Annotated in this window: 21 protein-coding genes, 1 pseudogene and 1 other annotated feature (1 of these 23 cut by a window edge); of the genes and pseudogenes, 4 read left to right on the top strand and 18 right to left on the bottom strand. The window is 42.9% G+C overall.

All coding sequences use genetic code 11. The features are described 5' to 3' along the window. Nucleotides 1-171: a binding site (T-box leader), on the bottom strand; it reaches 66 nt to the left of the window's first position. A 79-nt stretch (nucleotides 172-250) separates the two neighbouring features. Next, nucleotides 251-424 (bottom strand): hypothetical protein, encoded by a 174-nt coding sequence (locus LQ203_RS01575; protein ID WP_230155015.1) that lies wholly within the window; start codon nucleotides 422-424, stop codon nucleotides 251-253. 129 nt (nucleotides 425-553) lie between these two features. On the opposite strand from LQ203_RS01575, the gene LQ203_RS01570 reads away from it, so the two are divergent. Then, nucleotides 554-2,320 carry an SH3 domain-containing protein gene (locus LQ203_RS01570; RefSeq protein ID WP_230155014.1) on the top strand — a complete coding sequence of 589 codons (1,767 nt, stop codon included), beginning with the start codon at nucleotides 554-556 and terminating at the stop codon, nucleotides 2,318-2,320. A gap of 81 nt (nucleotides 2,321-2,401) precedes the next feature. Here the strand turns inward: LQ203_RS01570 and dtd are convergent, their stop codons facing one another. The 6 genes from dtd to LQ203_RS01540 form a co-directional block, all read right to left on the bottom strand. After that, nucleotides 2,402-2,845, bottom strand: coding sequence for a D-aminoacyl-tRNA deacylase (dtd, locus tag LQ203_RS01565; RefSeq protein WP_230155012.1), 444 nt, complete (start codon nucleotides 2,843-2,845; stop codon nucleotides 2,402-2,404). A 15-nt stretch (nucleotides 2,846-2,860) separates the two neighbouring features. Continuing rightward, on the bottom strand, nucleotides 2,861-5,059 hold the full coding sequence (locus LQ203_RS01560; protein ID WP_230155008.1) for a bifunctional (p)ppGpp synthetase/guanosine-3',5'-bis(diphosphate) 3'-pyrophosphohydrolase: 2,199 nt from the start codon (nucleotides 5,057-5,059) through the stop codon (nucleotides 2,861-2,863). A gap of 315 nt (nucleotides 5,060-5,374) precedes the next feature. Continuing rightward, the gene (locus LQ203_RS01555) at nucleotides 5,375-5,887 is read right to left on the bottom strand and encodes an adenine phosphoribosyltransferase (protein WP_230155007.1); all 513 of its coding nucleotides are present in this window, start codon (nucleotides 5,885-5,887) and stop codon (nucleotides 5,375-5,377) included. After that, the gene (recJ, locus tag LQ203_RS01550; RefSeq protein WP_230155005.1) at nucleotides 5,878-8,253 is read right to left on the bottom strand and encodes a single-stranded-DNA-specific exonuclease RecJ; all 2,376 of its coding nucleotides are present in this window, start codon (nucleotides 8,251-8,253) and stop codon (nucleotides 5,878-5,880) included. The genes LQ203_RS01555 and recJ overlap by 10 nt, the downstream gene beginning before the upstream one ends. A 144-nt stretch (nucleotides 8,254-8,397) precedes the next feature. Further along, complete coding sequence (gene secDF / locus LQ203_RS01545; RefSeq protein WP_230155002.1) at nucleotides 8,398-10,659, bottom strand: protein translocase subunit SecDF; 2,262 nt, start codon at nucleotides 10,657-10,659, stop codon at nucleotides 8,398-8,400. A gap of 198 nt (nucleotides 10,660-10,857) precedes the next feature. Next, a complete protein-coding gene (locus LQ203_RS01540; RefSeq protein ID WP_230155000.1) occupies nucleotides 10,858-11,163 on the bottom strand; it encodes a post-transcriptional regulator in 306 nt (101 codons plus the stop codon). Nucleotides 11,164-11,333: 170 nt separating this feature from the next. On the opposite strand from LQ203_RS01540, the gene spoVB reads away from it, so the two are divergent. Continuing rightward, nucleotides 11,334-12,896 (top strand): stage V sporulation protein B, encoded by a 1,563-nt coding sequence (spoVB, locus tag LQ203_RS01535; RefSeq protein ID WP_230154999.1) that lies wholly within the window; start codon nucleotides 11,334-11,336, stop codon nucleotides 12,894-12,896. 28 nt (nucleotides 12,897-12,924) lie between these two features. Here the strand turns inward: spoVB and LQ203_RS01530 are convergent, their stop codons facing one another. Further along, nucleotides 12,925-13,584 carry a DUF421 domain-containing protein gene (locus tag LQ203_RS01530; protein WP_230154997.1) on the bottom strand — a complete coding sequence of 220 codons (660 nt, stop codon included), beginning with the start codon at nucleotides 13,582-13,584 and terminating at the stop codon, nucleotides 12,925-12,927. A 192-nt stretch (nucleotides 13,585-13,776) separates the two neighbouring features. Between LQ203_RS01530 and LQ203_RS01525 the strand changes: the two genes are divergently transcribed. Further along, nucleotides 13,777-14,148, top strand: a complete 372-nt coding sequence (locus tag LQ203_RS01525) for a TIGR04086 family membrane protein (protein WP_230154995.1) — start codon at nucleotides 13,777-13,779, stop codon at nucleotides 14,146-14,148. 46 nt (nucleotides 14,149-14,194) lie between these two features. On the opposite strand, the gene yajC is transcribed toward LQ203_RS01525, so the two are convergent. The 10 genes from yajC to safA form a co-directional block, all read right to left on the bottom strand. Then, entirely contained in the window at nucleotides 14,195-14,479 is a 285-nt protein-coding gene (gene yajC, locus LQ203_RS01520; protein WP_230154993.1) for a preprotein translocase subunit YajC, read from the bottom strand. A 41-nt stretch (nucleotides 14,480-14,520) separates the two neighbouring features. Next, nucleotides 14,521-15,660: a tRNA guanosine(34) transglycosylase Tgt gene (gene tgt, locus LQ203_RS01515; RefSeq protein ID WP_230154991.1), complete on the bottom strand. Its 1,140-nt coding sequence runs from the start codon at nucleotides 15,658-15,660 to the stop codon at nucleotides 14,521-14,523. 36 nt (nucleotides 15,661-15,696) lie between these two features. Continuing rightward, nucleotides 15,697-16,725: a tRNA preQ1(34) S-adenosylmethionine ribosyltransferase-isomerase QueA gene (gene queA / locus LQ203_RS01510; RefSeq protein ID WP_230154989.1), complete on the bottom strand. Its 1,029-nt coding sequence runs from the start codon at nucleotides 16,723-16,725 to the stop codon at nucleotides 15,697-15,699. Nucleotides 16,726-16,763: 38 nt separating this feature from the next. Beyond that, entirely contained in the window at nucleotides 16,764-16,967 is a 204-nt protein-coding gene (locus LQ203_RS01505; protein ID WP_230154987.1) for a DUF2905 domain-containing protein, read from the bottom strand. Further along, nucleotides 16,964-17,965: a Holliday junction branch migration DNA helicase RuvB gene (gene ruvB / locus LQ203_RS01500; protein ID WP_230154985.1), complete on the bottom strand. Its 1,002-nt coding sequence runs from the start codon at nucleotides 17,963-17,965 to the stop codon at nucleotides 16,964-16,966. Before ruvB ends, LQ203_RS01505 begins: the two co-directional genes overlap by 4 nt. A gap of 11 nt (nucleotides 17,966-17,976) precedes the next feature. Beyond that, nucleotides 17,977-18,591 carry a Holliday junction branch migration protein RuvA gene (gene ruvA / locus LQ203_RS01495; RefSeq protein WP_230154982.1) on the bottom strand — a complete coding sequence of 205 codons (615 nt, stop codon included), beginning with the start codon at nucleotides 18,589-18,591 and terminating at the stop codon, nucleotides 17,977-17,979. Nucleotides 18,592-18,941: 350 nt separating this feature from the next. Beyond that, entirely contained in the window at nucleotides 18,942-19,442 is a 501-nt protein-coding gene (locus LQ203_RS01490; protein ID WP_230154980.1) for an intercompartmental signaling factor BofC, read from the bottom strand. 111 nt (nucleotides 19,443-19,553) lie between these two features. Then, nucleotides 19,554-20,159, bottom strand: coding sequence for a YhcN/YlaJ family sporulation lipoprotein (locus LQ203_RS01485; protein ID WP_230154979.1), 606 nt, complete (start codon nucleotides 20,157-20,159; stop codon nucleotides 19,554-19,556). Nucleotides 20,160-20,261: 102 nt separating this feature from the next. Further along, a complete protein-coding gene (locus LQ203_RS01480) occupies nucleotides 20,262-21,209 on the bottom strand; it encodes a phosphotransferase (protein WP_230154978.1) in 948 nt (315 codons plus the stop codon). After that, nucleotides 21,199-23,184: a SafA/ExsA family spore coat assembly protein gene (safA, locus tag LQ203_RS27410; RefSeq protein WP_290370503.1), complete on the bottom strand. Its 1,986-nt coding sequence runs from the start codon at nucleotides 23,182-23,184 to the stop codon at nucleotides 21,199-21,201. The genes LQ203_RS01480 and safA overlap by 11 nt, the downstream gene beginning before the upstream one ends. Nucleotides 23,185-23,616: 432 nt before the next feature. Here safA and LQ203_RS01465 point away from each other — a divergent pair. After that, a pseudogene (locus LQ203_RS01465) lies at nucleotides 23,617-24,291 on the top strand (neutral zinc metallopeptidase); the annotation flags it as partial. Nucleotides 24,292-24,311: the final 20 nt, after the last annotated feature.

Raw genomic sequence — 24,311 nt, 5'->3', positions numbered from 1 at the left:
CTCAAAAACAGTTAACGCCTGTTTTACGTCCATCTCCTATTAAGAAAATCCGTTCGGAGTGAAGCCTACGGAGGGTTCTTTCATTAAGTCATCATGTGGAATGCTTTCAGCCCCGGCATTTCCTCTCTTTTCATGTGGTTCTTAATTACTCTTCTCCATCATTGGTTATTGCAGTAATAAGTCTGATATTTTATAATCATACGGACGTTAACTTCAAATGTCAAGATAGGCTTTAGGATTTTATCGCATTTTATTGGTTCAGATGTTTTTTCATGTTTTTGATCGTCCGGACATTGACTCCGAATTCGGATGCCAATTCAACAAGATTTGCACTTTGTTCCTTCTGGATAAAATCGTGAAAATCGACACCTAATACTTGATTGCCTCCGCTTAAGCTCGTTTGATTTTTTTCGCTGAATTTCATGTGGTTTCCCTCCTATAGTTCTATTAGCTTTATTCTTTCCTAAAAAAATGTTTTTTACATAGGGATAAGAGGGAAATTTTTATTGAACGAGAATACATACATATAGACATAAAAAGGGAGAGACAACTTATGAAAAAGAAATCGGGTCTATTCGGCCTGATCCTATTGCTGATAATGGCAGCTATTTTCCCGGTCAATCACGCATTTGGAAAAGATGAAGGGGAAATAATCGTGAAGACAAAAGTGGTCAATGTCCGTGAAGGCGCTGGACTCAGCTTCCCTATCGTAAAAAAACTGGCAAAAGGGGAATCGTATCCTATTCTAAAAGAAGATGGCGATTGGATCGAAATACAGATAGCTTCAGGTAAAACCGGATGGGTTGCCAATTGGCTTGTTGAGAAAAAATCCGATACAAAACAGGTCAAGAAGGAATCCGGCCAGGGAGTTATCACCGGCAGCTCCGTCCGTGTCCGTACAGGTCCGGGCACTACATTTCAAACAGTGGGCTCCTTAACGCAAGGAACAGCTGTTGACATTATTGACAAGAATGAAAATTGGATAGAGATTAAAACAACTGAAATTCGTGGTTGGGTCTCTTCTGACTACCTTAATCTTCCTGCAGCTACCGAGAAAGCAGTGAAAAAAGATTCATCCAAGAAAAAAGACGAAGCAAATCAATCCGTAAAAACCGGAATCACCTTGGTGGACAGGCTCAATGTTCGTTCGGAACCTTCAAGAAGCAGTGCCTCCCTCGGAAAGCTGAATAAAAATACGTCAGTGACCGTTTATCGCATTGAAAATGAATGGGCTGAAATTGATTTCCAAGGTACCCATGGTTGGGTAGCTGAAACTTACATACAAGTAAGCGATGATAAAAATCAACCGAAAGTGAATAAGTCTGATGCCACTGCAAGAGTGACTGCAACAGGTTTACATGTGCGGAAGGATGCCTCGCTAAACAGTAAGGTCATCGGTTCGGTGAATAAGGACGAGACATACACTGTCTTGCAGACAAAAGGAAAAATGACGCAGATCCAGCTTTCCGGTTCAAAAAAGGGCTGGGTCGTGAGTTGGTACTTAGAAAAGGAGAATGTTGAACGAACGCCAAAGAAAAAGAAGATGGATGTAAAAGGACACAAGATTACCATCATTCATGATGGTACGATATTTAGAAGTGAGCCCGATGGCAACTCGGAGATCGTAGAGCAGGCAAATGCAGGTGAAACGTTCCAAGCCATAGGTATGGATGGCGACTGGTATTCCATTAAACTAAAGAGCGGGAAAACCGCTTATGTTGCCGGATGGATCGTGACGATAGAAGGGAATGCCGAGCAGATCCAACGACCGGGCGTTGAAAAATATTTAGCGGATAAAATCATCGTGATCGATCCCGGCCATGGAGGCAGGGATAGTGGTACAGTAGGGGTCGGTGGCACTCTTGAGAAAAACCTGACGATCCGAACGGCTGAGTTGCTGCGGGACAAGCTTCAGGCGGCAGGAGCAAAGGTGATCCTGACCAGAAGCGGGAATACATATGTTCCACTTCCTTCCCGGGTCGGCACCTCACATATCCATAATGCGGATGCTTTCATCAGCCTCCATTACGATAGCACCAAGGACCAGATTACCAGCGGGATAACAACCTACTACTATCATGGCTATCAACAGGGTTTGGCCTCTACACTGGCGAATTCACTCGGTTCAACCATGCAGGTGCCCAACCGCGGGTCCCGTTACGGAAATTTTCATGTTATCCGTGAAAATAAACGGGTGGCTACACTTATTGAACTAGGTTATTTAAGTAATCCAGTGGAAGAATTGACGTTAACAACGAATGAGTATCAAGAAAAAATCACTTCCGCCATCTATAATGGATTGGCACGGTATTTTAAATAAAGACGAGCCAGCTTCCTTCGAAGCTGGCTTTTAAGTAGTTGACACTGATTTTTGCCCAAACAAAAAACCTGCCGCAGCAGGTTATTTTTTACTTTCCAGTATTAAAGTAACGGGTCCATCATTCGTAAGCTGAACGTCCATCATGGCACCAAATTGACCTGTTTCCGTATGGACGCCTTTTTTGCGGAGTTCCTCGTTAAATGCTTCATAAATATCATTGGCCTCTTCAGGACGGGCGGCGTCCATGAAGTTCGGTCGACGGCCTTTACGGCAATCTCCGTATAGAGTGAATTGTGAAACGGATAAAATCGAACCACCTACATCCAATAGTGAGTGATTCATCTTTTCATTTTCATCTTCAAATATTCTAAGATTGACAATCTTTTCGGCCAAATAGGCGGCATCATCGATGGTATCCCCATGGGTGACACCAACCAAAAGAACAAGTCCACTTTCGATTTGCCCGATTATTTGGTCTGCCACAACGACTTTGGCTGCTTTGGAACGTTGTAAAACAACACGCATGGTAATAAAAACTCCTTAGTTCATAATCCTTCTGACGGAATAAACATCTGAAATTTGTTTTATACGGTCGACTACCTTTTGTAAATGTGCAATGTTATGAATATAAATCGACATGTGAATTGTCGCCACTTTATTCCTGTCAGATTTACCTGATACCGCTGAAATATTGGTCTTCGTTTCATTGACTGCTTGCAGCACTTCGTTTAATAAACCGCGACGGTCATACCCGCTGATTTCAATTTCAACGATGTATTCCTTGCGTTCATTAATGGTACTTTCCCATTCAACAGGAACAAGGCGATGTTCGGAATCCCCGCTATCCAGGTTCGGGCAGTCTTGTCTATGGACCGATACTCCCCGGCCTTTGGTTATATAACCAACGATTTCATCTCCGGGAACTGGGTTACAACAGCGCGATAATCGGATAAGCAGATTATCAATACCAGGGACCTGTACACCTGAGTCGCGTTTTTTAGAGGAGTTGGAGAAGGTCTTCAGATCGGCCACTGCTTCTGAAATATCAGCCTCTTGCTCGACCGCTTTCTGCTTACGCCATTTCTCGGTAAGGCGGTTCGCAACCTGAAGGGCTGTTATTCCATTATATCCCACCGCTGCATACATATCTTCTTCATTGATGAAGTTGAATTTATCTGCAACACGCCTGATATTTTCGGCAGTCAGGATTTCCTTCAGATCGAATTCCATTTCCTTGATTTCTTTCTCAACAAGTTCTTTGCCTTTTTCGATGTTTTCTTCTCGACGCTGCTTTTTGAAATATTGACGGATCTTATTTTTCGCTTGAGATGTTTGTGTGAGTTTAAGCCAGTCCTGACTTGGACCATATGAATGCTTCGATGTTAAAATTTCAATGATGTCACCAGTCTTCAGTTTATAATCCAGCGGCACCATTTTACCGTTCACTTTGGCACCGATCGTTTTGTTTCCGATTTCCGAGTGAATCCGGTAAGCGAAGTCAATCGGATTGGATCCTGATGGCAGCTCGATCACATCGCCTTTTGGCGTGAAAATGAAGACCATATCCGAAAAAAGATCTATTTTAAGGGATTCCATGAATTCCTCGGCATTCGTCGCGTCATCCTGGAATTCCAGAATTTCGCGGAACCAAGTCAATTTTTCTTCTAATGAAGGCTGTTCACCAACATCTTTTCCTTCTTTATAAGCCCAGTGCGCAGCAACCCCGAACTCGGCAATGCGATGCATTTCTGAAGTACGGATCTGCACTTCAAGCGGATCGCCCTTCGGTCCAATCACCGTCGTATGAAGCGATTGATACATATTCGTCTTCGGCATTGCGATATAGTCTTTAAATCGGCCAGGCATCGGCTTCCAGCATGTATGGATGATTCCTAAAACGGCATAGCAATCTTTTATGCTATTGACAACGATACGGACCGCAAGCAAATCATAAATTTCGCTGAACTGCTTATTCTGCAATGCCATTTTGCGATAAATGCTGTAAATATGTTTCGGTCTTCCGGATAGATCAGCCTTAATGTTGACTTCCTCTACGTTTTTACGCACTTCATCAACGACTTCTTCTAAATATTTTTCACGTTCTGCACGCTTTTTCTTCATCAAATTGACGATTCGGTAATACTGCTGAGGGTTCAAATACCTTAATGCAGTATCTTCAAGTTCCCATTTAATCGTACTGATACCAAGACGATGAGCAAGCGGTGCGAAGATTTCCAATGTCTCGTTCGATATCCTTCTCTGCTTTTCCTGAGGCAGATGCTTTAATGTCCGCATATTGTGCAGTCTGTCGGCAAGCTTGATCAATATGACCCGGATATCCTGGGCCATCGCCACGAACATTTTCCTATGGTTTTCCGCCTGTTGCTCTTGCTGTGATTTATACTTGATTTTCCCTAATTTGGTTACGCCATCTACGAGCATGGCGACTTCAGGACTGAAATTTTCTTCAATATCCTTCAGGGTGACCTCCGTGTCTTCAACAACATCATGTAAAAAACCTGCTGCAATAGTTGCAGGATCCATTTCAAGATCCGCTAGAATGCCCGCCACTTGAATCGGATGAATAATATAAGGCTCTCCCGATTTACGGTATTGTTCTCTATGAGCATACTGTGCATACTTAAACGCTCTATGAATAAATTCAGCCTCTTCCGGCTGAAGATATAAGCTGGCCCGTTCTACAACCTGTTCGGCAGTCAATATTTGATCATTAGCCATTTAATCACCTTAACCCCACTTTAACTGCCACCGGATATGATCCGGATTGAGTATGATTGGTAGCACTACCCTTAATTCAGCAAAACGTGACAATTTTTGCGAAAAAAAATAAATCCGCTTAAACGGATACAAGTGCAAATAAACTTATTAGCAGAAAAACTCTTTATTATTACTATTATCGAAAAAAAAGAGGAGGTTGTAAAGAGTTAAACGTGTATTTTATGAAGATTACTGCTTTTTTTCACTGGAAATTCGACAAAATACAGTGAAATCGGGTAAAACAGAAAGAGCACCCTGGTCAGAGTGCTCTCTTTATTAAAAGCTCATTAATGTCAATACATCATAGCCTTCTAATTTATCTTTACCATCCAAGTCAGTTAATTCAATAAGGAATGCAATCCCTGCTACTATTCCGCCAAGCTCTTCAACCAATTTGATCGTCGCTTCGATTGTTCCCCCGGTAGCAAGTAAATCGTCCGTAATCAGGATACGCTGTCCCGGTTTGATGGCATCTTTATGGATGGTCAATACATCCTTGCCATATTCTAATCCATATTCGACTTTTATCGTTTCACGTGGAAGTTTTCCTTCTTTTCTCACTGGAGCAAAGCCCACTTCCAATGAGTATGCGACTGGACATCCGATAATGAATCCGCGTGCTTCAGGCCCAACCACCAAGTCGATATTTTTATCACGAGCGTACTCGACGATTTGGTCTGTTGCGTATTTATAAGCTGCACCGTTATCCATTAATGTTGTAATATCTTTGAAGACAATACCCGGTTTTGGCCAGTCTTGCACAATTGTTACATATTGCTTTAAATCCATTGCTTTGTTTCCTCCTCAAGGTCTGTTGCCTCATGAACTAAATAATGATTGAACCAATCGAATAATTGCTGATAGGAAGAATAAACAAGCTCTTGTTCAAGCTCAAATTGCTCTTTCTTTCTTGTATACGATTCAGATTCACTAAGATCGCGTTTTTTCGCATTGGTTGTGAGCATAATTAACCCATTCTCTATTGTAACAAAATCAAGCTCAAAAAACACCTTTGAAATGAAATCCACTGTATCTCTTGACCAGCCGCGGTATTTAGTAAGGTCATCACCATATCTTTTCACATCTAGAGGACCCTTTTTCGTAAGGAAGGCATAAAACCATTTAAAATGATCCCTTGTTGGCATCGTACTTAGGAAATGGTCCTGTTCATGGGATAGATGAGCGTAGATACGCGAAGGGTTCTTATTGGCAATCACCCGTTTCAAATATTCCCTGGACGGTGGCATGTCCATTAATACCAAATGACCTTCAAAGCAGTCGAGCTGTTCTGCATCCAGTTCATTCTTGATATGAATGAGATCTGGATGGTTTTGTAAAAATGGATATCTGCTATACATACCTTCCGAGAAAATGACGATTTTCCGGTTTTGTGCAGGAATGTCGGCAAGCCACTTCTCCGTTTGACCTTTCCCGCGGTAATCGAATAACTGCCAATGGTTTACCGCGACATCCTGGACAAAGATCTGAGGTTTTTTCATATTATTCCACTCATTGATGGAAAGCTCTCCGATCACCGAGACTTCAGCGTGCGGAGCAATTTCATCGACAAAATGACCGAGACCGAAGCCCACACCGTCAAGTTTATGATTTTCACTATCTTCAAGCTGGACCTTCAAGTGATTTTGGTTGGCACCAATTTTGCGGACACTTGAAAGTTGTACCGAATCTATCAAAATCTTCGGTTTGGGATTCGTCACCCCAAAAGGCGCCAGCAAGCTCATCTCCTGAATCGTTTGAACGGAAACTTCAGCTAAAGTCGTAGACCCGTCCAAATTGGTAATGGGTGTGAAGTCTTCTTCGCTAAGTTGCTCCTTCGCAATCAAGTTCATGCGATCCCTAAGCTCCTGAACATCTTCAATTTTCAATGTCATTCCAGCAGCCATTGGATGTCCGCCAAAATGCGGCAGTAATTCACGGCATGTGGAAAGACTTTCGAAAAGATCGAAACCGGCAATGCTCCGTGCAGAACCTTTAGCGTACCCTTTTTCCCGGTCAAAGCTCAATACGATTGTGGGCCGGTAAAAGCGTTCAACAAGTTTAGATGCCACAATCCCCACAACTCCTGCGTTCCAGCCTTCCCTCCCGATGATGAGGACACCATTTGACTCCGGCGGGAAGTTTTCCTCGACTTCAGCAATCGCTTCCGCTGCCATTGCTGCAACCATTTCCTGCCGCTCTTTATTGATATCATTAATTTCATTGGAGAGTTCCATCGCTTCTTCCAGGCTGGCGGACATCAATAAATCGACAGCTGGATCGGCATCTCCAAGGCGTCCGACAGCATTGATCCGCGGTGCCATCGCAAAGCCGATCGATTCTTCATTCAATGCTTCCTGCTGAACATTCGCCACTTTCATTAAGGCAACAAGTCCCGGGCGGCGAGTCAAACGTAACTGCTCGATGCCTTTCGCAGCAATAAGGCGGTTTTCCCCTTTTAAAGGCACTAAATCCGCAATGGTGCCGATTGCCGCTATTTCAAGCAAATCCTCTGGCAGTTCCCCAAGCAATGCGTGTGCCAGCTTAAAAGCGACCCCTACACCGGCAAGGTCTTTAAATGGGTAGGAACTATCCTCAAGTTTAGGATGGATGATTGCCAGTGCCTCGGGCAGTTCCGGTCCCGGCTCATGGTGGTCGGTCAAAATATAATCCATGCCAAGCTCTCCGGCAAGTTTCGCTTCTTCGACCGCCGAAATTCCTGTATCAACCGTTATTAATACCTTCACTCCTTGCTCAGCTGCAAGTCGGAACGCCATCGGATTCGGGCCATATCCCTCTGTAAAGCGATTTGGGATATAAAAATCCACATCGGCCCCTAATCTCATGAGCGCCGTCATCATCACAGTCGTCGATGTCACGCCATCCGCGTCATAATCACCGAAGATCCTTATTTTTTCTCCATTTTGAATGGCTTCTCTTATTCTATATACTGCTTTATCCATATCTTTCAATAAAAATGGATCATGGAAAGTTTGATTTTTTACAAATAAAAATGATCGGGCACTTTCAATCGTATCCAGGCCTCGATTCACAAGTAGGGCTGCAACCAAAGGTGTGATATGAAGCTCTTCAGCTAGTACAGCAACTTTGTTTTCATCGGCAGTTCGTAAGTTCCACCGGGTTTTTGGCTTTAACATGAATTCACCCCTCAACTTACTTATTATACAAAACGGTGATTCCGGTTTCAATTTTATTTTAAACTCAGAAAATGCAGTTATTTACATTTGCTTGTCCATAAAAAAGAAAAGAAGGCTGGCATCATGCCAGCCCCCTCTCACCTATTAAACTTGTCCTTCAAGACTTTGTTTCTTTTCTTTTGCCGTATTCAGCGGTCCTTTCTTCTTCAATTCCCTGATTTTCAAATCAAGCCAGAGTTGTGAAGCGATCAATAGTGATGAATACACGCCACATATTAAACCGATGAACAAGGCAATGGAGAAGTTTCGGATAGCCTCACTACCGAAGATCATCAATGCGATTACCGTAACGAGGACGGTCAGGACCGTGTTGATCGATCTCGTCAAAGTTTGCCTGATACTTATGTTTACAATGTTCTCAAGCTCTTCGACAGTTTTGATCTTACGACTGAAACGTAAATTTTCACGAATTCGGTCGAAAGTAACGATCGTATCATTGATGGAATAACCGATAATCGTCAGAACTGCAGCAATGAAGGTGATGTCCACTTCGAGTCGAAGTAAGCTAAAAATCGTAATGATGAAGAACGCATCATGTATCAGCGCAATGACGGCAGGTACAGCCATTCGCCATTCAAATCGTATCGATACATACAAAATGATACCGATTGATGCAATCGCTAACGCAAACATGGCATTTTTTGCAAGCTCTTTTCCTACTGTCGGTGATACGGTGCTAACATTAGGTTCTGCCCCGTAATCTTTCTTGAAATGGTCCTTCAATACAGCGATTTCCTGTTTATCAAGGACACCCACTGTACGAACGACAGCATTTTTATCATCTTTTCCAGCAAGTCTGACATCCTTGATATCATCTAAGTCGATACCGGCCTTGCCCATTTCGGTCTTTACTTGTTGGGTCGTTAAGACATCTTTAGAAGCAATCTCAATGCGGGTACCGCTCGTGAAATCAATTCCAAGGTTCAATCTGAAGACCAACAGGAAAATGATCCCGATAATGGTAACACCGATTGAAATGCCATAATAGACCTTCCGGTGTTTGACGAAATCGATATTATCAAAACGCGTTGGCAATTTCATTAAATTAATTTTTTCAGATAAGCTGTGAATGTTTTTCTTCTTGACGCCAAACCATGATGGGTGTTTGTCAAGGACCCCACTATTCACCCACAGGCTCATGAATAGACGCGTACCATAAACAGCTGTAATGAAACTCATTAAGATGGAAATGATCAAAGTGGTCGCAAACCCTTTAACTGAGCTTGTTCCATAAAAGAAAAGAACGGCCGCAACAAGCAATGTCGTTAAGTTCGCATCCATAATCGTACTAAGTGAGTTTTTCGTACCTTCTTTATAAGCCGCTTTTATAGAACGGCCAAGTTTCAGCTCATCCCTGATTCGTTCATACGTTATGATATTGGCATCGACAGCCATTCCGACCCCGAGTACCAATGCCGCAATACCAGGCAGCGTAAGGACTGCATTCATCCAATCAAACACTAATAGCGTCAAGAAAATGTAAATGCTTAACGTGACGACTGCAATGAATCCCGGGAAGCGGTAATACACAAGCATGAAGATGAAAATGAGTGCAATTCCGATGATGCCGGCAAATATCGTATCGTTCAGTGCACCTTCACCAAATTGCGCACCTACTGAAGTCGAGTATTTTTCCTTCAAATCGACAGGCAGGGCACCAGCATCTAGAAGGTCTGCAAGCTCTTTTGCTTCTTCCACCGTAAACTGTCCTGTGATGTATACCTTATTCGTATTGAAAACTTCACTGACATATGGAGCGGATATCATATTGTCTTGTGAGGCTTTGTTCTTTATTGAATCTTTTCCTTCTTCGAAGTCCAGCCAGATTGCAAGTACATTTGTCGGACTTTCCATCGAGGATATTTTTTGCGTGATATCTTTAAATTTATTCACATCTTTCAATGTGACTTCAACAACCGGTTTATTATCCTGAAACGTTTGTTTCGCGCCGCCTTCTTTCAGGTCAGCACCCGTCATCATTTCCTTATCGTTGTAATCACGGAAGGATAACTTAGCCTGCGTCGAAAGGATTTCCCGAGCGTTGTTTTGGTCTTTAACGCCGGCCAATTGAACGCGGATCCGGTCTTTCCCTTCAATTTGAATGTTAGGTTCACTAACACCCAAAACATTGACACGCCGTTCAAGTGAGCTTACTGTAGCCCGTAAAACTTCCGGTGTGATTTTTTCCCCGGATAATGGTTTCACTTCATATAACACTTCAAAACCGCCTTGAAGGTCAAGACCAAGCTTGATATCCTTAAGGATTCCTTTTGAAGTCGTTCCCATCGCTGCGAAAATCAAAAGTACGATTAGAAAAAACGCAACGATCCTGCTTCTTTTTACCATTATGTAGTAGGCCCCTTTCTATATTACGCCTGTTCTTGAAGTTAAAAAAACATCATTTTTCATTTAAAAAACACCTGCATTCCATTCGCTTTTTCCAGAAAAACCACACAGCTTCCCATGCCTTTTTCCAAAAAAAAGCATAACCATATCTATTATGAGTCATTTATAAACAGCTGTCAATTTAAGTATATCTTTGCGTTATTCTTTCAAAAGCTCTTTCAGTTCCTCTTCAGATAGCGGTTCAAATAGGTTTGGCGATTTATATGCTTCGACCATTTGGAAGGTCATGAACTCGTTGCTTGAAAATGTCACGATATCTGCGACCAGTTCGTGAAGGTGAATGTTTTCCTGCGGACGCTTCCATTTATTTTTGGTTAATGTTCCCCATATGTCTTCCTCTGTAACGGCATTCAATCCAACCATTTGGAATTCCTCACGCTTGCTCTTCAAAAATGGACGTACCTTTATATAGTACCTTTGATAGGGATGATTCTTTTTCGCCATCACTTTTGCCTCCAGTAAAAATGATTCTCCATTTAATGTGCATTTTCATGTAAGGGTTCGATCATTTGTTAGAACGCAATCATACACTTTTGTCATGCTTTGTCCGAGTACAAGCATATAGATAATTGTATAGCATAACCGCTTTTTTGAGAAGGCAGGGAGGGAGTACAATGTCCAAATTTTTAAAAGGGACGCTGATTTTATTAATCGCAAGCCTGATTACGAGGGTTCTTGGGTTCATTAACCGCATTGTCATCGCCCGCTTCATCGGCGAAGAAGGCGTTGGTTTATATATGATGGCTTTACCGACCCTATTTCTCGTCGTCAACATTACCCAGTTGGGCCTACCCATCGCCATATCCAAATACGTAGCTGAGGCCAATGCCAGAGGTGATGAACGGAAAATCAAGAAAATCCTAGTTGTCTCTTTGGCCTGCACCTTTACTCTATCGATGATTTTCACTCCTGCGATGCTGGTTTTTGCGCCGGTTCTCTCAGAATACCTTTTCACTGATGAGCGGACTTTATGGCCGCTCATGGCGATTGCCCCGATCGTACCGATCATCGCCATTTCATCCGTACTTCGCGGATATTTCCAAGGCAAGCAAAATATGAAGCCCTTCGCTTTCTCACAAGTCATCGAACAGGTGGCGCGAATCACCTTCATAGCCGTCCTGACGAAGGCTTTTTTGCCATATGGAATTGAATATGCAGCAGCCGGGGCGATGTTCGCTTCGATCATCGGTGAGCTTGTATCTCTCTTCTACTTATTGACCAGCTTTAAACTAAAGAAACATTTTAAGTTCCGGAAAGGTTTCTTCAAGAATGTGAAATCCGGAAAAGGAACGTTCACTGAATTGATGGGGATCGCCCTGCCTTCTACTGGGAGCAGGATGATTGGATCCATCTCGTGGTTTTTCGAACCGATAGTGGTCGCTCAGAGTTTGGCTATTGCCGGAGTCACAGCCGCAGCAGCCACGAGTCAATACGGGGAGTTAACAGGGTATGCACTGCCATTGCTCATGCTTCCCTCTTTCGTTACGTCATCGTTGGCGACAGCGCTTGTCCCGGCAGTGAGTGAAGCACGGACGACCGGGAATTTTTTACTCGTTGAACATAGGCTGCAGCAGGCCCTAAAAATCACGTTTATCACTGGCTGTTTAGCTATCGTTATATTGTTCATCTTTGCCGAACCGATTTTACAAGTCATGTATGGCTCTTCACACGCTGCTGTTTTCATTAAATTCCTGGCACCTTTTTTTATCCTTTATTATTTTCAATACCCGCTTCAGTCCATGTTACAAGCACTGGATCTTGCTAAAGCCGCCATGTTCAATAGCCTAGCCGGCAACATCCTAAAAATCGGCGTGATTTGGCTGCTGGCATCAAAGGAAAGTTTCGGGATCATGGGCGCCGCGATTGGAATCGCTGTCGGTACGATGCTCGTTACGTTTCTTCATTTTTCAACCGTGCTAAAGGTTGTTCCTTTCACGCTTCATTTCCGCAGTTATATGTCAGCTTTAGTGCTTGCGTTAATTTCTGGCTGGGGCGGTTTTTATCTTTATCAAGTCCCGCTTTCATCACAGCCTCTTGGGGCACGGCTACTGCTTTCCGTGACGGTCGTGATCCTGTTATTCACATTTTTCCTGCTCATGACCGGCGGCATAAAAAAGGCGGATCTGATCCGGATTCCTTTTGTGGGTGGATTTTTATCAAAGTTTGCTTGGAAATAAAATGAACCGAAGCATTTAACGGCTTCGGTCATTTCTTCGTTTCATTTTTATCGATGTAAAATTCGCCATCTATGTACCCGCAAATCGAAATCTCATTGATTTTCGTTTCTCCAAGTTTTTTCAACTGATGCCGGAGCCAAAAATGATTTTTGCCAATCTTATTGAGATTACTTTCCTGTATTTTCCCGTCAACTATTAGGGGAAATGGAGTTTCATCGATTTTTGAACTTTTGTCTTGGTTATTTTTTATAACCGAGAGTTTACCGGAAGATTCGAGGATTGCAAATTGTACGTCATTTAAATCATTAATCCCTTGTTCACGCAGCTGGGTCAATAAGTCATCAAAATTATATCGCTGCTTACGCATTGCTTTTTCATCTATTTTTCCTTGATTGATGATAATCTGTGGTGTACCGTCCACGATGTTGCGAAACCTGACACTTTTCAACGAAATGAATGCCAAAAGTATTTGGATGAAAGCTAGGACCAGCATCGGGATCATCTGCCGTAAAAATGGTTTTTCCAAATCTTCAAAAGACAGAACGGCAATGTCCCCTATCATGATAGATACCACTAAATCAAGGATGCTTAGTTCTCCGACTTCCCGCTTCCCCATCATCCGGAAAAGGATTAAGATGACTAGATAGATTACGGTCGTTCTAAAAATAATCCCTAGATAGATATCCACGTCTATAACACTTCCTTCATCCATAGCATGGCTTGGGAATTGAAAAATTACTCAATAATCTTTTCGAATTTTACGGAAGCTTCTTAAACCTGGTCTAAAGGTTCCATACGAGGAATATGCTTGTACAAACACATAAACAGGCTAAACGTAACAGCCTTTTAAAAAGGAGGAATAACCATCGAAACTAAAAAAATGAGTGTCGCCGTAATTTATGGCGTTGGCTCCATCTTTGCCATAGCGATGATTGCAAGCTTGATCGTTTCCATCCTTCTTCGTTTTACTTCACTGTCGGAATCATCCCTGACATACGTCATCATGATCGTGTCCTTTTTATCGTTGTTCGTTGGTGGTTTCATTTCAGGAGGTAAAGGGAAAAAGCAAGGACTATTCTTAGGAGGAAGTACTGGTTTACTTTATCTGTTGGTCGTGTTCCTTTTTCAATATTTGGGTCATGATGCACTATTCACCCTCAAGCAATGGATCTATTATGGCTGTTTTGTCATTACGGCCATGATGGGTGGAGTGCTTGGGGTCAATATGAGTTCTGAATCACGCACCAATTAAAAAAACACAGCAAAAAACCGGGCATATGGCCCGGTTTTCGTTTGTCTTATAAAGATACTTCTTTATTTGGTGCGCTTTCCGTAATTTCACGGATTGCAGCACGGTCGAATGTCAATCTTGTACCATCAGATGACTTAACGACGATTTGCAATTCATCGATTGCATCGATTGTTCCGTGCATGCCGCCAATAGTAGCAATCTTATCACCCTTTTTCAAGCTGCTTTGCATGTTTCGCGTAGTTTTTGCGCGTTTTTGCTGCGGGCGGATCAATAAGAAATAGAACAATACGAACATTAAAATCAACGGAAGTATTTGTGTTAAAGAACCCATTTGTATATTCACTCCTTTCGTTCATTAAAATATTTATGGAATTAGAAGTTTCTCGCATTTGGTTCATTGAAACCATATTGCTCAAAAAACTCTTCCCTAAAGTCTCCAAGACGATCTTCTCGAATAGCTTGTCTGACCTGTTCCATCAAGTTTAACAGAAAATGAAGGTTATGGTAAGTCGTAAGACGAATCCCAAAGGTTTCTTCACATTTAATCAAATGGCGAATATATGCCCGGCTATAATTCTTGCAAACATGGCAATCGCAATTTTCATCGATTGGCCCGAAATCGCGTGCATACTTCGCATTTTTCACAACCAGCCGCCCATTGCTCGTCATCAACGTACCATTACGCGCAATTCGTGTCGGCAGTACACAGTCAAACATATCGACACCGCGGATTGCACCGTCGATCAATGAGTCCGGCGAACCGACCCCCATCAGGTAACGCGGTTTGTTGGTTGGCAGCAGCGGACTTGTAAACTCAAGGACGCGGTTCATGATATCTTTCGGTTCCCCAACAGATAGTCCTCCAATAGCATAACCCGGAAAATCAAGGGAAACAAGGTCTTTTGCACTTTGTTTACGAAGGTTTTCAAACTCCCCGCCTTGAACGATCCCGAACAACCCTTGGTCATTTGGACGCTCATGAGCATTTAAACAGCGTTCAGCCCAGCGTGATGTCCGTTCAACCGACTTCTTCATATACTCTTCGGTTGCCGGAAATGGCGGACATTCATCGAATGCCATCATAATATCGGAGCCAAGTGCATTTTGTATTTCCATCGCTTTTTCCGGAGATAAAAATAATTTATCACCATTCAGATGGTTTCTGAAATGTACGCCCTCTTCTTCAATTTTGCGGAACTCGCTCAAACTGAAGACTTGAAAGCCGCCGGAGTCCGTCAAAATCGGCCGATCCCAGTTCATGAACTTATGCAATCCGCCAGCTTCCTTGATGATGTCATGCCCCGGACGCAGCCATAAGTGGTACGTATTGCTCAGGATGATGCCTGCCCCCATTTGTTTCAAATCTTCCGGGGACATCGTTTTGACAGTAGCCATCGTTCCAACCGGCATAAATGCCGGTGTTTCAAAAGAACCATGCGGCGTGTGAACCCGGCCTAACCGAGCCCCTGTCTGTTTACATGTTTTGATTAACTCATATCGTATTGCAGTCAACGCAATAACTCCCTTCAAGAGCTTATCACTCTTATATTACTTAATTAACATCGCATCGCCAAAACTAAAGAACCTGTATTTTTCTTCCACTGCCGTTTCATAGGCATGAAGGACATGCTCCCTGCCTGCAAGTGCAGAAATAAGCATGATTAAAGTTGATTTCGGTAAATGGAAGTTCGTAATCATCGCATCGATCCCTTTGAACTCATAACCAGGATAAATGAAGATGCTCGTCCAGCCATTCTCTTCCTTGAAAACTCCATCATGACGGGACGCAATCGTTTCCAATGTCCTTGTGGACGTCGTTCCGACCGTGATGATTTTCCCGCCTTTTTCTTTCACTTCATTCAGTAATCGAGCTGTGCCTTCCGTCATTTGATAAAATTCCGAATGCATTTCGTGGCTGTCAATATCGTCCACACTGACTGGACGGAATGTACCAAGTCCAACATGAAGCGTGATGAAAGCGATATGGACACCCATCCCTTTCAGTTTGTCGAGCAAATGGTCCGTAAAGTGCAGTCCTGCGGTTGGTGCCGCTGCAGATCCACGTTCACGCGCATATACCGTTTGATAACGGTCCTGGTCGTCAAGCTGTTCCTTGATATATGGAGGTAACGGCATTTCGCCAAGCTTCTCTAATATTTCATAAAAAATACCTTCATACTGAAATTCAAGGATTCGGCCGCCATGCTCAAGAACACCTGTACAGACGGCACTCAGCTTACCATCGCCAAAGATGATTGTCGAGCCTTCTTTAATTCGTTTGGCTGGCTTCACAAGTGTTTCCCAAACATCATCGTGCTCTTGTTTGAGCAGCAAAACTTCTATTTTTGCACCTGTTTCTTCTTTACTGCCATATAGTCGCGCCGGCAGCACTTTCGTATCATTCAGCACCAAGCAATCCCCGGGTTTGACATATTCCGTGATATGACTAAAAACGTCATGCTGGAGCTTACCGGATTCTTTGTCCAACACCATCAATCTACTTGCTTCCCTATCTTCAAGAGGAACTTGGGCAATCAGTTCCTCCGGTAAATGAAAATCAAACATATCCAATTTCATCTGTTCCACTTCCTAACGTGTCTATCAAGCTGTAATGATTATTTAAAACGGCCGATCAAATAAAAAATAGCGGACAACACAACACTGACGATGATTGATGTCACGATAGGAAAGTAAAACGTCGTATTCCCCTTTTTGAGAAAGATATCTCCCGGCAGCCTGCCGAGATGAATATATTTCATCGAAAAACCAATCACGAATATAATCACGCCAAGTATCATGACCATTTTAGGTATATTCATCGTTCTGGCATCTCCAAACCAAAATGATCGTATACCAGCTGCGTTGCCATTCGCCCTCTTGGGGTCCGCTGAAGAAAGCCGACTTGTAACAGATATGGCTCATACACATCTTCAATCGTATGTGCTTCTTCGCCGATGGTTGCAGCAATCGTCTCCAGACCAACTGGTCCACCACGGAATTTTTCAATGATCCCTTTAAGTAATTTATGGTCAATATGATCGAGTCCTAAACGGTCGACCTGCATTAATTCAAGTGCATAATCGGCAAGTTCAGCCGTTATCGTACCATCTCCGCGCACTTGGGCGAAATCCCTGACTCTCCGTAAAAGCCGATTCGCAATTCTTGGGGTGCCCCTTGACCTTCTGGCAAGCTCACTCGCTGCTTGATCATCCATTTCCGTATCCATGATTCTTCCAGTACGGATGATGATATCAGTCAAATGATTTTCCGTATAATATTCAAGACGGCTCAAAACGCCAAATCGGTCCCTTAGAGGTGCAGACAGTGAGCCTGCACGAGTCGTCGCCCCAACAAGAGTGAACGGTGGCAGGTCGATTCTGATCGAACGAGCTTCCGGCCCCTTACCCACTACAATATCAAGACAAAAGTCCTCCATAGCCGGATATAGTACTTCTTCGACAACACGCGGCAGACGGTGTATTTCATCAATGAATAACACATCTCCTGGTTCAAGCGCACTCAAAATGGCCGCCAGATCTCCAGGCCGCTCAATGGCGGGTCCAGAAGTCGTGCGGATATTGACACCCATTTCGTTGGCGATGATGACAGCAAGTGTTGTCTTACCTAGACCAGGCGGTCCATATAAAAGAACATGATCCAGCGTTTCTTCCCGCATCCTTGCCGCTTCGATGTATACACTCAAATTGGCTTTCACTTTATCCTGTCCAATATATTGCTTTAAGTTTTGCGGCCGCAGGCTTTGTTCAAAGGATAGTTCGTTCAAATCGGCTTCCTGATTGAATAGTCTCTCCTCCATTGCGCCACTCCTTATCTTAACATCATTTGCAATGCTTTCTTAATATATTGCTCGGTCGTCAGATCTTCCGCCTGCAATTTCTTGGCAACTTTTTGGACTTCCTTTTCAGAATAACCAAGAGCCTTCAATGCAAGAATGGCTTCATCCAATTCCTCCGTATTACCATTTGGACTGAGTGCAGCCGTGACGCCTTCGTTAAACAAGCTTGGAAACGCATCCGGAATAATGTTCTCGAGTTTCCCTTTTAAATCGAGAATCATTTGCCGTGCCGTTTTCTTTCCGACTCCCGGGAATTTCACCAAAAACGATTCATCTTCATTTTCGATTGCCTGCACCACCTGATCAACCTGGCCTGATGCCAATATGGCTAGAGCACCCTTCGGCCCGATTCCGGTTACATTCAATAATTTTGTGAATAATGCCTTCTCTTGACGGTTCTGAAATCCGTATAGTGCAGCCATATCCTCACGAACATAATGATACAAAAAAACTTGGATTTCTTTCTGGTATTGAGCGGAAAAAATAAAAGGATTCGGCGTCATCACTTGATATCCGATCCCCCCATTTTCCACAACTATGTATTCAGGCCCAATATAATCGACCTTACCTTTTATATAATCATACAAATTAATTCTCTCCCTGATTTTGCTGTACCTCTCATTTTATCATAAAAAGAAAGGGTTGTTCATTAAAAGTTATTTTATAATCAGCAAAGTCTTTCACAAGATTTCCGGGTGTTACTATCATCCTTAAAACAAAGTGGATTGGAGCGGGTGTGCTAGACTCCCGCTTAGGAATGCGGGTCCATGGGAGACACCGCAGGCGCTAAAGGCGTCGAGGACGGACCGCCCGCGCAATGCGAGTGCCTGCAGTGGAAAGAAACGTTTGAATTTTACAGCCCTCAAAAAAACTGTAGGCAAACTCTCCATTATTATCGAGTTTGTCTACAGTCTGAAGGGTGGGATATCATCCCACCCTAGTTTACCGAATAAGGCTCGTATTCTTTAATGAGCTGTTTATATTGGTCTTTATTCATGATAGGTATTCCTTTTTGCAGTTCCTCCTGCTTGTATACTTCAAGTTTACCAACGTCTATTTGGTAGAAAGTATGGATGATCTTGGCGTGCTCAGGCCTTCCAATAAAAATGGATAACGTTCCATCTTCCCTCATTCCGAGGTAACCATTCGCTTTTAAGAGCGGAGATATGTCATTTTCGATTTTCTTAAGGACAATCTGTTCTTCATTTTGATCGACTACCTTCCATCCTTGGTATTTTGCCCGAAAGTCTTCCATCGACCAAATTGTTTCTGTCAATTTTTCCTCACTTAACTCACCATCCAAATACATACGCTGAAGAATGACCTTCCTTTCAATTGGAACATTTTCCTTTTGTATAGATTCCTCTGCAAAAACGGTTAGGCAAAATGGCAGTAAGAAAAGTGTCATGAAAAATTGGATTTTTAGTTGATTAGTCAATATACTCACCTCTTAAGGCGTTTACTTTTTAAGTAGTTTGACCCCAAATAAGGTTTATTAACCAGAAAAAATCAAAAACGGCTGACCCAAGAATCGGGGTCAGCCTTGGTATTATTTTAAGTGATTTTCATGAATGTTAAGATTATCGAACATGTCATTGGCATCCTGAATGATCATTTCCTTCGTATCGCCATCACGAAGATTATTATCAAGTGTCATCGTCCTGAAATAAACACCTTCATCGGTGGTGACATATAGGTTCCGGCCGTTAGTAAGCGGTCCGATTTCCTTCTTGACTTTTTCTTTGACATCTTTTGCTTGGCTGTAGTCATCTAGCAACAATGCAACCAGCATTTCGTTTTTCATTATGATTGTCCTTGAATCACTAACCGGATCCACGCTATTTGCAACCCCATTAACTTGGTCGGCTAAAGAGCCTTCATAAGAATTATAATAAGAGGATTTGGCCTTAAGCGGTTTACTTTCATGACCATGGTAGTTACGATCCCGCTTACTGTACGCATCATCTTTATCATAGAGGCCTTGCACCCTATTCTGATAATTGATGTTGCGTACTAGTACATCTTTTTCAGTGGAATGGTATCCTGTTTCATCCGTGATATTCTTGTTTTCCGCTGTATTATTATTAGCACATCCAACCAAACTTACGGCGGCTAATACCGTATAAATCGGAAGTGTCCATTTTATTTTCCGCACCAATAACCCTCCCATTGCAATAAAATGAGCTATATTTCGCTCATAATTAGCATGGGTGTCGAGCAGGAATTGTACTCTGTAAGTTACGGCCAAAAACCGGTTTTATTTCCTATTGAGGGAGGAAATTTTTTTCGCAAGCTTTTCATTCATTTCCATACGCTCCGAAAAACCTTCCACCGTCATTTTCCATACGGAATGAAGCTGGGATGAACTTTTATTAAGCCTGTTCCATTCCCGGAAAATATCCGTAGGATAAGTTAATGCATATAAAAAGGCCAAGTCTGATTGATACCTACTCAGTTGCGGCACTTCCCAGAGCTTCGTCGCCGCGTCATCCAAATGGTGGGATATTCGATTTGCATACTGTAAATAATCAATGCACCTAGGAGCATGTGCCATTAAGTCGAAATCGATTAAGGTCAAAGTGCCATCTGCTCTCCGCAAAAAATTATGATGTGCGCAATCACCATGAATGATGACTTTCTTTTCCTTATTCCATAAAGACTGATTTTTTTCAAAACCCTCTAGTGACCACTCACCCCATCTAATCCACTCTTTAATAATATCTTCGGAAACATATTGGCGAACATATGAAAAGTTCTTTTTAAAAAAAGCTAACCGGTCTTTCCATTTTTTTAATTGATCGAAAACAGGCGCTTTAATGGAGAGATGTTCCGAGACATCATGGAAGCTTTCTAATAATTGAATTCCCTCTAAACGGTCCATATGATTGGAATATTGAAATTTTTTCTTACTCGGTGGAAAATAGTCCATACTGCCATACCATTTTCCTTTAAATTGAAAAGGCATTAAATTCTGATGAATATAATAGGTTTGATGAAATCCCTTTTGCTTTAACAAAGAAGTCAGTTCTCTTTGCCGATCCCACTTTTCAAAACTGTCGAATCCTTTAAGAGTTAATGGGAGACCCTTTTCAAAAATTATTAAATAGACACTGCTTTGAAGATGGTGGATTTTCTTTGGCTTACGATTTAAATAAGAGAGGAGACGAGTGTTAAAAACACTGTCTCCTTGATAATTAGTAGTCATCGCTTTCATCTACATAAGTCGGCATCCCAAATGTTTCAGGCGCACGAACGCCCCCGAATTGGCCTGGCTGGCCTCCCATTTGTCCAGGTAACATAGCTTCCGGTTGACCTCGCATCATGCCCGGCTGGCCCCCAAATTGTCCTGGCATCATACCAGGTTGGCCTCCGTTTCGACCGCCCATCATCATGCTTGGTGGCTGACCCCCATTTTGGCCGCCCATCATCATGCCTGGTGGCTGACCTCCATTTTGGCCGCCCATCATCATGCCTGGTGGCTGACCTCCATTTTGACCGCCCATCATGCCTGGTGGCTGACCTCCATTTTGACCGCCCATCATGCCTGGTGGCTGGCCTCCATTTTGACCGCCCATCATCATGCCTGGTGGCTGACCTCCATTTTGACCGCCCATCATCATGCCTGGTGGCTGACCTCCATTTTGGCCGCCCATCATCATGCCTGGCTGACCTCCATTTTGACCGCCCATCATCATGCCCGGCTGACCTCCATTTTGTCCGCCCATCATCATGCCTGGTGGCTGACCTCCATTTTGGCTGCCGCCCATATTCATGGACCCTTCAATTTGTTGAGCTGATTCTCCTGACTCTTCTTCATATTCATATTGCATTTGTTGTCCCATCTGTAGCTCTTTTGGATACGCGCCTGGATTTTGTTCATGATTCTGCTGTGATTGTACGGATGGATATTGTTGATAAATAGGTTGGGTTTGTGCATTGGAACCCTGATACTGCCCCTTCACTTCCGGGCCATAAGTTCCAAGCAACCCCTTATTACAGCCGCAATCTTCCTCATCTTCAGCGGCAGGCTGTGTATACTGCTGAGGGTAGTTTTGTTGATTATATAAAGATGGCGATTCGTCTGGTGACTCGTTATTTTGTTGCATGTATGAACCTTCTACTTGAGCTTGTTGATTCATCCCCCCATAAAAATGGTGCGGGACCGGTGCAGATGCCTGATATGGATATTGTTGCTGGCTGTATGGATTCATACTTGCCCCTTGAACGAACTCTTGACCCATCGGTTGCATGTCAAAAGATTCATCCCACACTCCAGAGCTTTCGTCCATCATTTGATAGCCTTGTGCATCCTGATAGCCTTGTGCATCCTGATAGCCTGGAACACCCTGATAAGGGGCTTGCATCCCGTGCATGTGCATGTGCGCCCACGGTGGCGGCTGAATGCAATAACCGCTTCCAGGCAGGATTGGCGTTACTGGGATACACTCATCTTCCGGCTCCTCATATTCCTGAACTGGCTGAACAGCTGGCTTTTTCTTCTTTTTAGTGACTGCCGCCTCTTCTTTTTTCTTTGGTAAAGGTGGTGGTGCAGGGGGCTTTTGCACACTCATATTGGTCATGTTGACCATATAATAATTATTGATATCGATTTCCGGAATTACCGGCTTTGGTACTTGAACTTCTTTTGGAACGATTATTTGCTTTTCTTTAATAATTGGCTTTTGCTGAACGATCGGCTGCTCTTTCTTAACTGGCTGCTCTTTTACTGGTTGCTGATATTTTGGCTGTTCCTTTACTGGTTGCTGATATTTTGGCTGTTCTTTTACTGGTTGCTGATATTTTGGCTGCTCTTTTACTGGTTGTTGAAATTTCGGCTGTTCTTTTACTGGTTGCTGATATTTTGGCTGTTCTTTTACTGGTTGCTGATATTTTGGCTGTTCTTTAATGTTCGGTTTTTGCTGCTCTTTCATAGGTGCAGGCGGAGCCTGAGATGGTTGAATTTGGGATTCTTTCATTCCCGGTTGTATATTCGCGTTTGGATTAAGTGTTTCTTTTATTACAGCTCCGGATGTCCCTGGTATTTTAATTTTCATCCCCGGCATCATCATGTCCGGATTGCTCAATTGCGCGTTCACTTTTTTAAGTTGTTCAAAACTGACGCCGTATTTTTTGGCGAGCTTCCAAAGTGTATCGCCTTTTTGGACTATATGAATTTTCACGCTGTTAACCCCTCCTGTGCATATGTCCATATATACTATGATGTAGTGGGTGAATTGCTATTATTTTTATCATGAAAACTTATGCTTGAAAAAGGGCTTTTATGATTGGATCAATGATTTAAGGACGGAGATCGTACTTTTTCTGAGTGGAAATAAGTTACAAAACCTTCCTTAATAAGAAAAATCAATCACTTTGATCTTTCTTCATTTCTAGGAGGTATTCAAATTGATTCAGTGCAGAAAGAATATAAAATTTAAACCATTGCATTCCAAGAAAAGAGGGGCAATGGTTTTTTTAATGAGGAATTCATCATGAATGAAGTGCTTCCTTCAACCTCCTGTCTAAACTATTGAAGATCAGGGTATAAGAAAGTAAATAACCTAAAGCTGTGTCTTCAAGTACTAGGCAGCTTGAATTCCCCTGATTCGGGCAATGGCGGCAATTATGTGGAAACGGATGAAGAAAAGGAGCTTGCACAGTTTGTATCGGTCGTCCTTGCAGATACGGAGCTGGTCAGGACAGAGGAATTTCGTAGAAATGACCTGGAATATAAGGAACCCACTCTTGTCCTGTACTCAGGCAGTGTCGAATCGGCATGCGGGATGGCAGGCTCTTCCGTGGGGCCCTTTTATTGTCCAGGTGACATGTAACTATACATTGATTTCAGCTTTTATCAAGAGTTAAGAGAAGAATTCCAGGCACCCGGGGATTTCGCAATGGCCTATGTCATTGCCCATTAAGTCGGTCATCACGTTCAGACACTTTTGGGGACAACGGAAAAAAAGGACATGCCTGATCGTTCAAAGGTTAGTGAGAACGAATATAATAAGTATTCTGTCCGCCTTGAATTACAAGTCGACTATTTGGCTGGAGTTTTTGCATATCATGTCCAGGGTGAGAATTTGCTTGAAGAAGGCGATGTTGAGGAGGCATTGAATGCGGCCAGTGGTGTCGGTGATGACCGTATTCAAAAAAAGGCACAGGGCTACGTGGTTCCCGACAGCTTCACGCACGGTACCTCTGAACAAAGAAAACGTTGGTTCAATAAAGGTTTTAAATCCGGGAATATGAATGAGGGTAATACTTTTAATGCAAGTAATCTTTAAGTACTTAATAACATTCATAA

It is taken from the genome of Peribacillus sp. Bi96 (assembly GCF_918698115.1).
Lineage (GTDB): Bacteria > Bacillota > Bacilli > Bacillales > DSM-1321 > Peribacillus.
The sequence above is the reverse complement of the archived record's forward strand: the minus strand, read 5'-3'. Positions and strand labels throughout refer to the sequence as shown.

Coding starts and splice junctions, on each gene's coding strand:
- LQ203_RS01575 (WP_230155015.1), bottom strand. CDS start 424: ATGAAATTCAGCGAAAAAAATCAAACGAGCTTAAGCGGAGGCAATCAA.
- LQ203_RS01570 (WP_230155014.1), top strand. CDS start 554: ATGAAAAAGAAATCGGGTCTATTCGGCCTGATCCTATTGCTGATAATG.
- dtd (WP_230155012.1), bottom strand. CDS start 2,845: ATGCGTGTTGTTTTACAACGTTCCAAAGCAGCCAAAGTCGTTGTGGCA.
- LQ203_RS01560 (WP_230155008.1), bottom strand. CDS start 5,059: ATGGCTAATGATCAAATATTGACTGCCGAACAGGTTGTAGAACGGGCC.
- LQ203_RS01555 (WP_230155007.1), bottom strand. CDS start 5,887: ATGGATTTAAAGCAATATGTAACAATTGTGCAAGACTGGCCAAAACCG.
- recJ (WP_230155005.1), bottom strand. CDS start 8,253: ATGTTAAAGCCAAAAACCCGGTGGAACTTACGAACTGCCGATGAAAAC.
- secDF (WP_230155002.1), bottom strand. CDS start 10,659: ATGGTAAAAAGAAGCAGGATCGTTGCGTTTTTTCTAATCGTACTTTTG.
- LQ203_RS01540 (WP_230155000.1), bottom strand. CDS start 11,163: ATGGCGAAAAAGAATCATCCCTATCAAAGGTACTATATAAAGGTACGT.
- spoVB (WP_230154999.1), top strand. CDS start 11,334: ATGTCCAAATTTTTAAAAGGGACGCTGATTTTATTAATCGCAAGCCTG.
- LQ203_RS01525 (WP_230154995.1), top strand. CDS start 13,777: ATGAGTGTCGCCGTAATTTATGGCGTTGGCTCCATCTTTGCCATAGCG.
- yajC (WP_230154993.1), bottom strand. CDS start 14,479: ATGGGTTCTTTAACACAAATACTTCCGTTGATTTTAATGTTCGTATTG.
- queA (WP_230154989.1), bottom strand. CDS start 16,725: ATGAAATTGGATATGTTTGATTTTCATTTACCGGAGGAACTGATTGCC.
- LQ203_RS01505 (WP_230154987.1), bottom strand. CDS start 16,967: ATGAATATACCTAAAATGGTCATGATACTTGGCGTGATTATATTCGTG.
- ruvB (WP_230154985.1), bottom strand. CDS start 17,965: ATGGAGGAGAGACTATTCAATCAGGAAGCCGATTTGAACGAACTATCC.
- LQ203_RS01480 (WP_230154978.1), bottom strand. CDS start 21,209: ATGACTACTAATTATCAAGGAGACAGTGTTTTTAACACTCGTCTCCTC.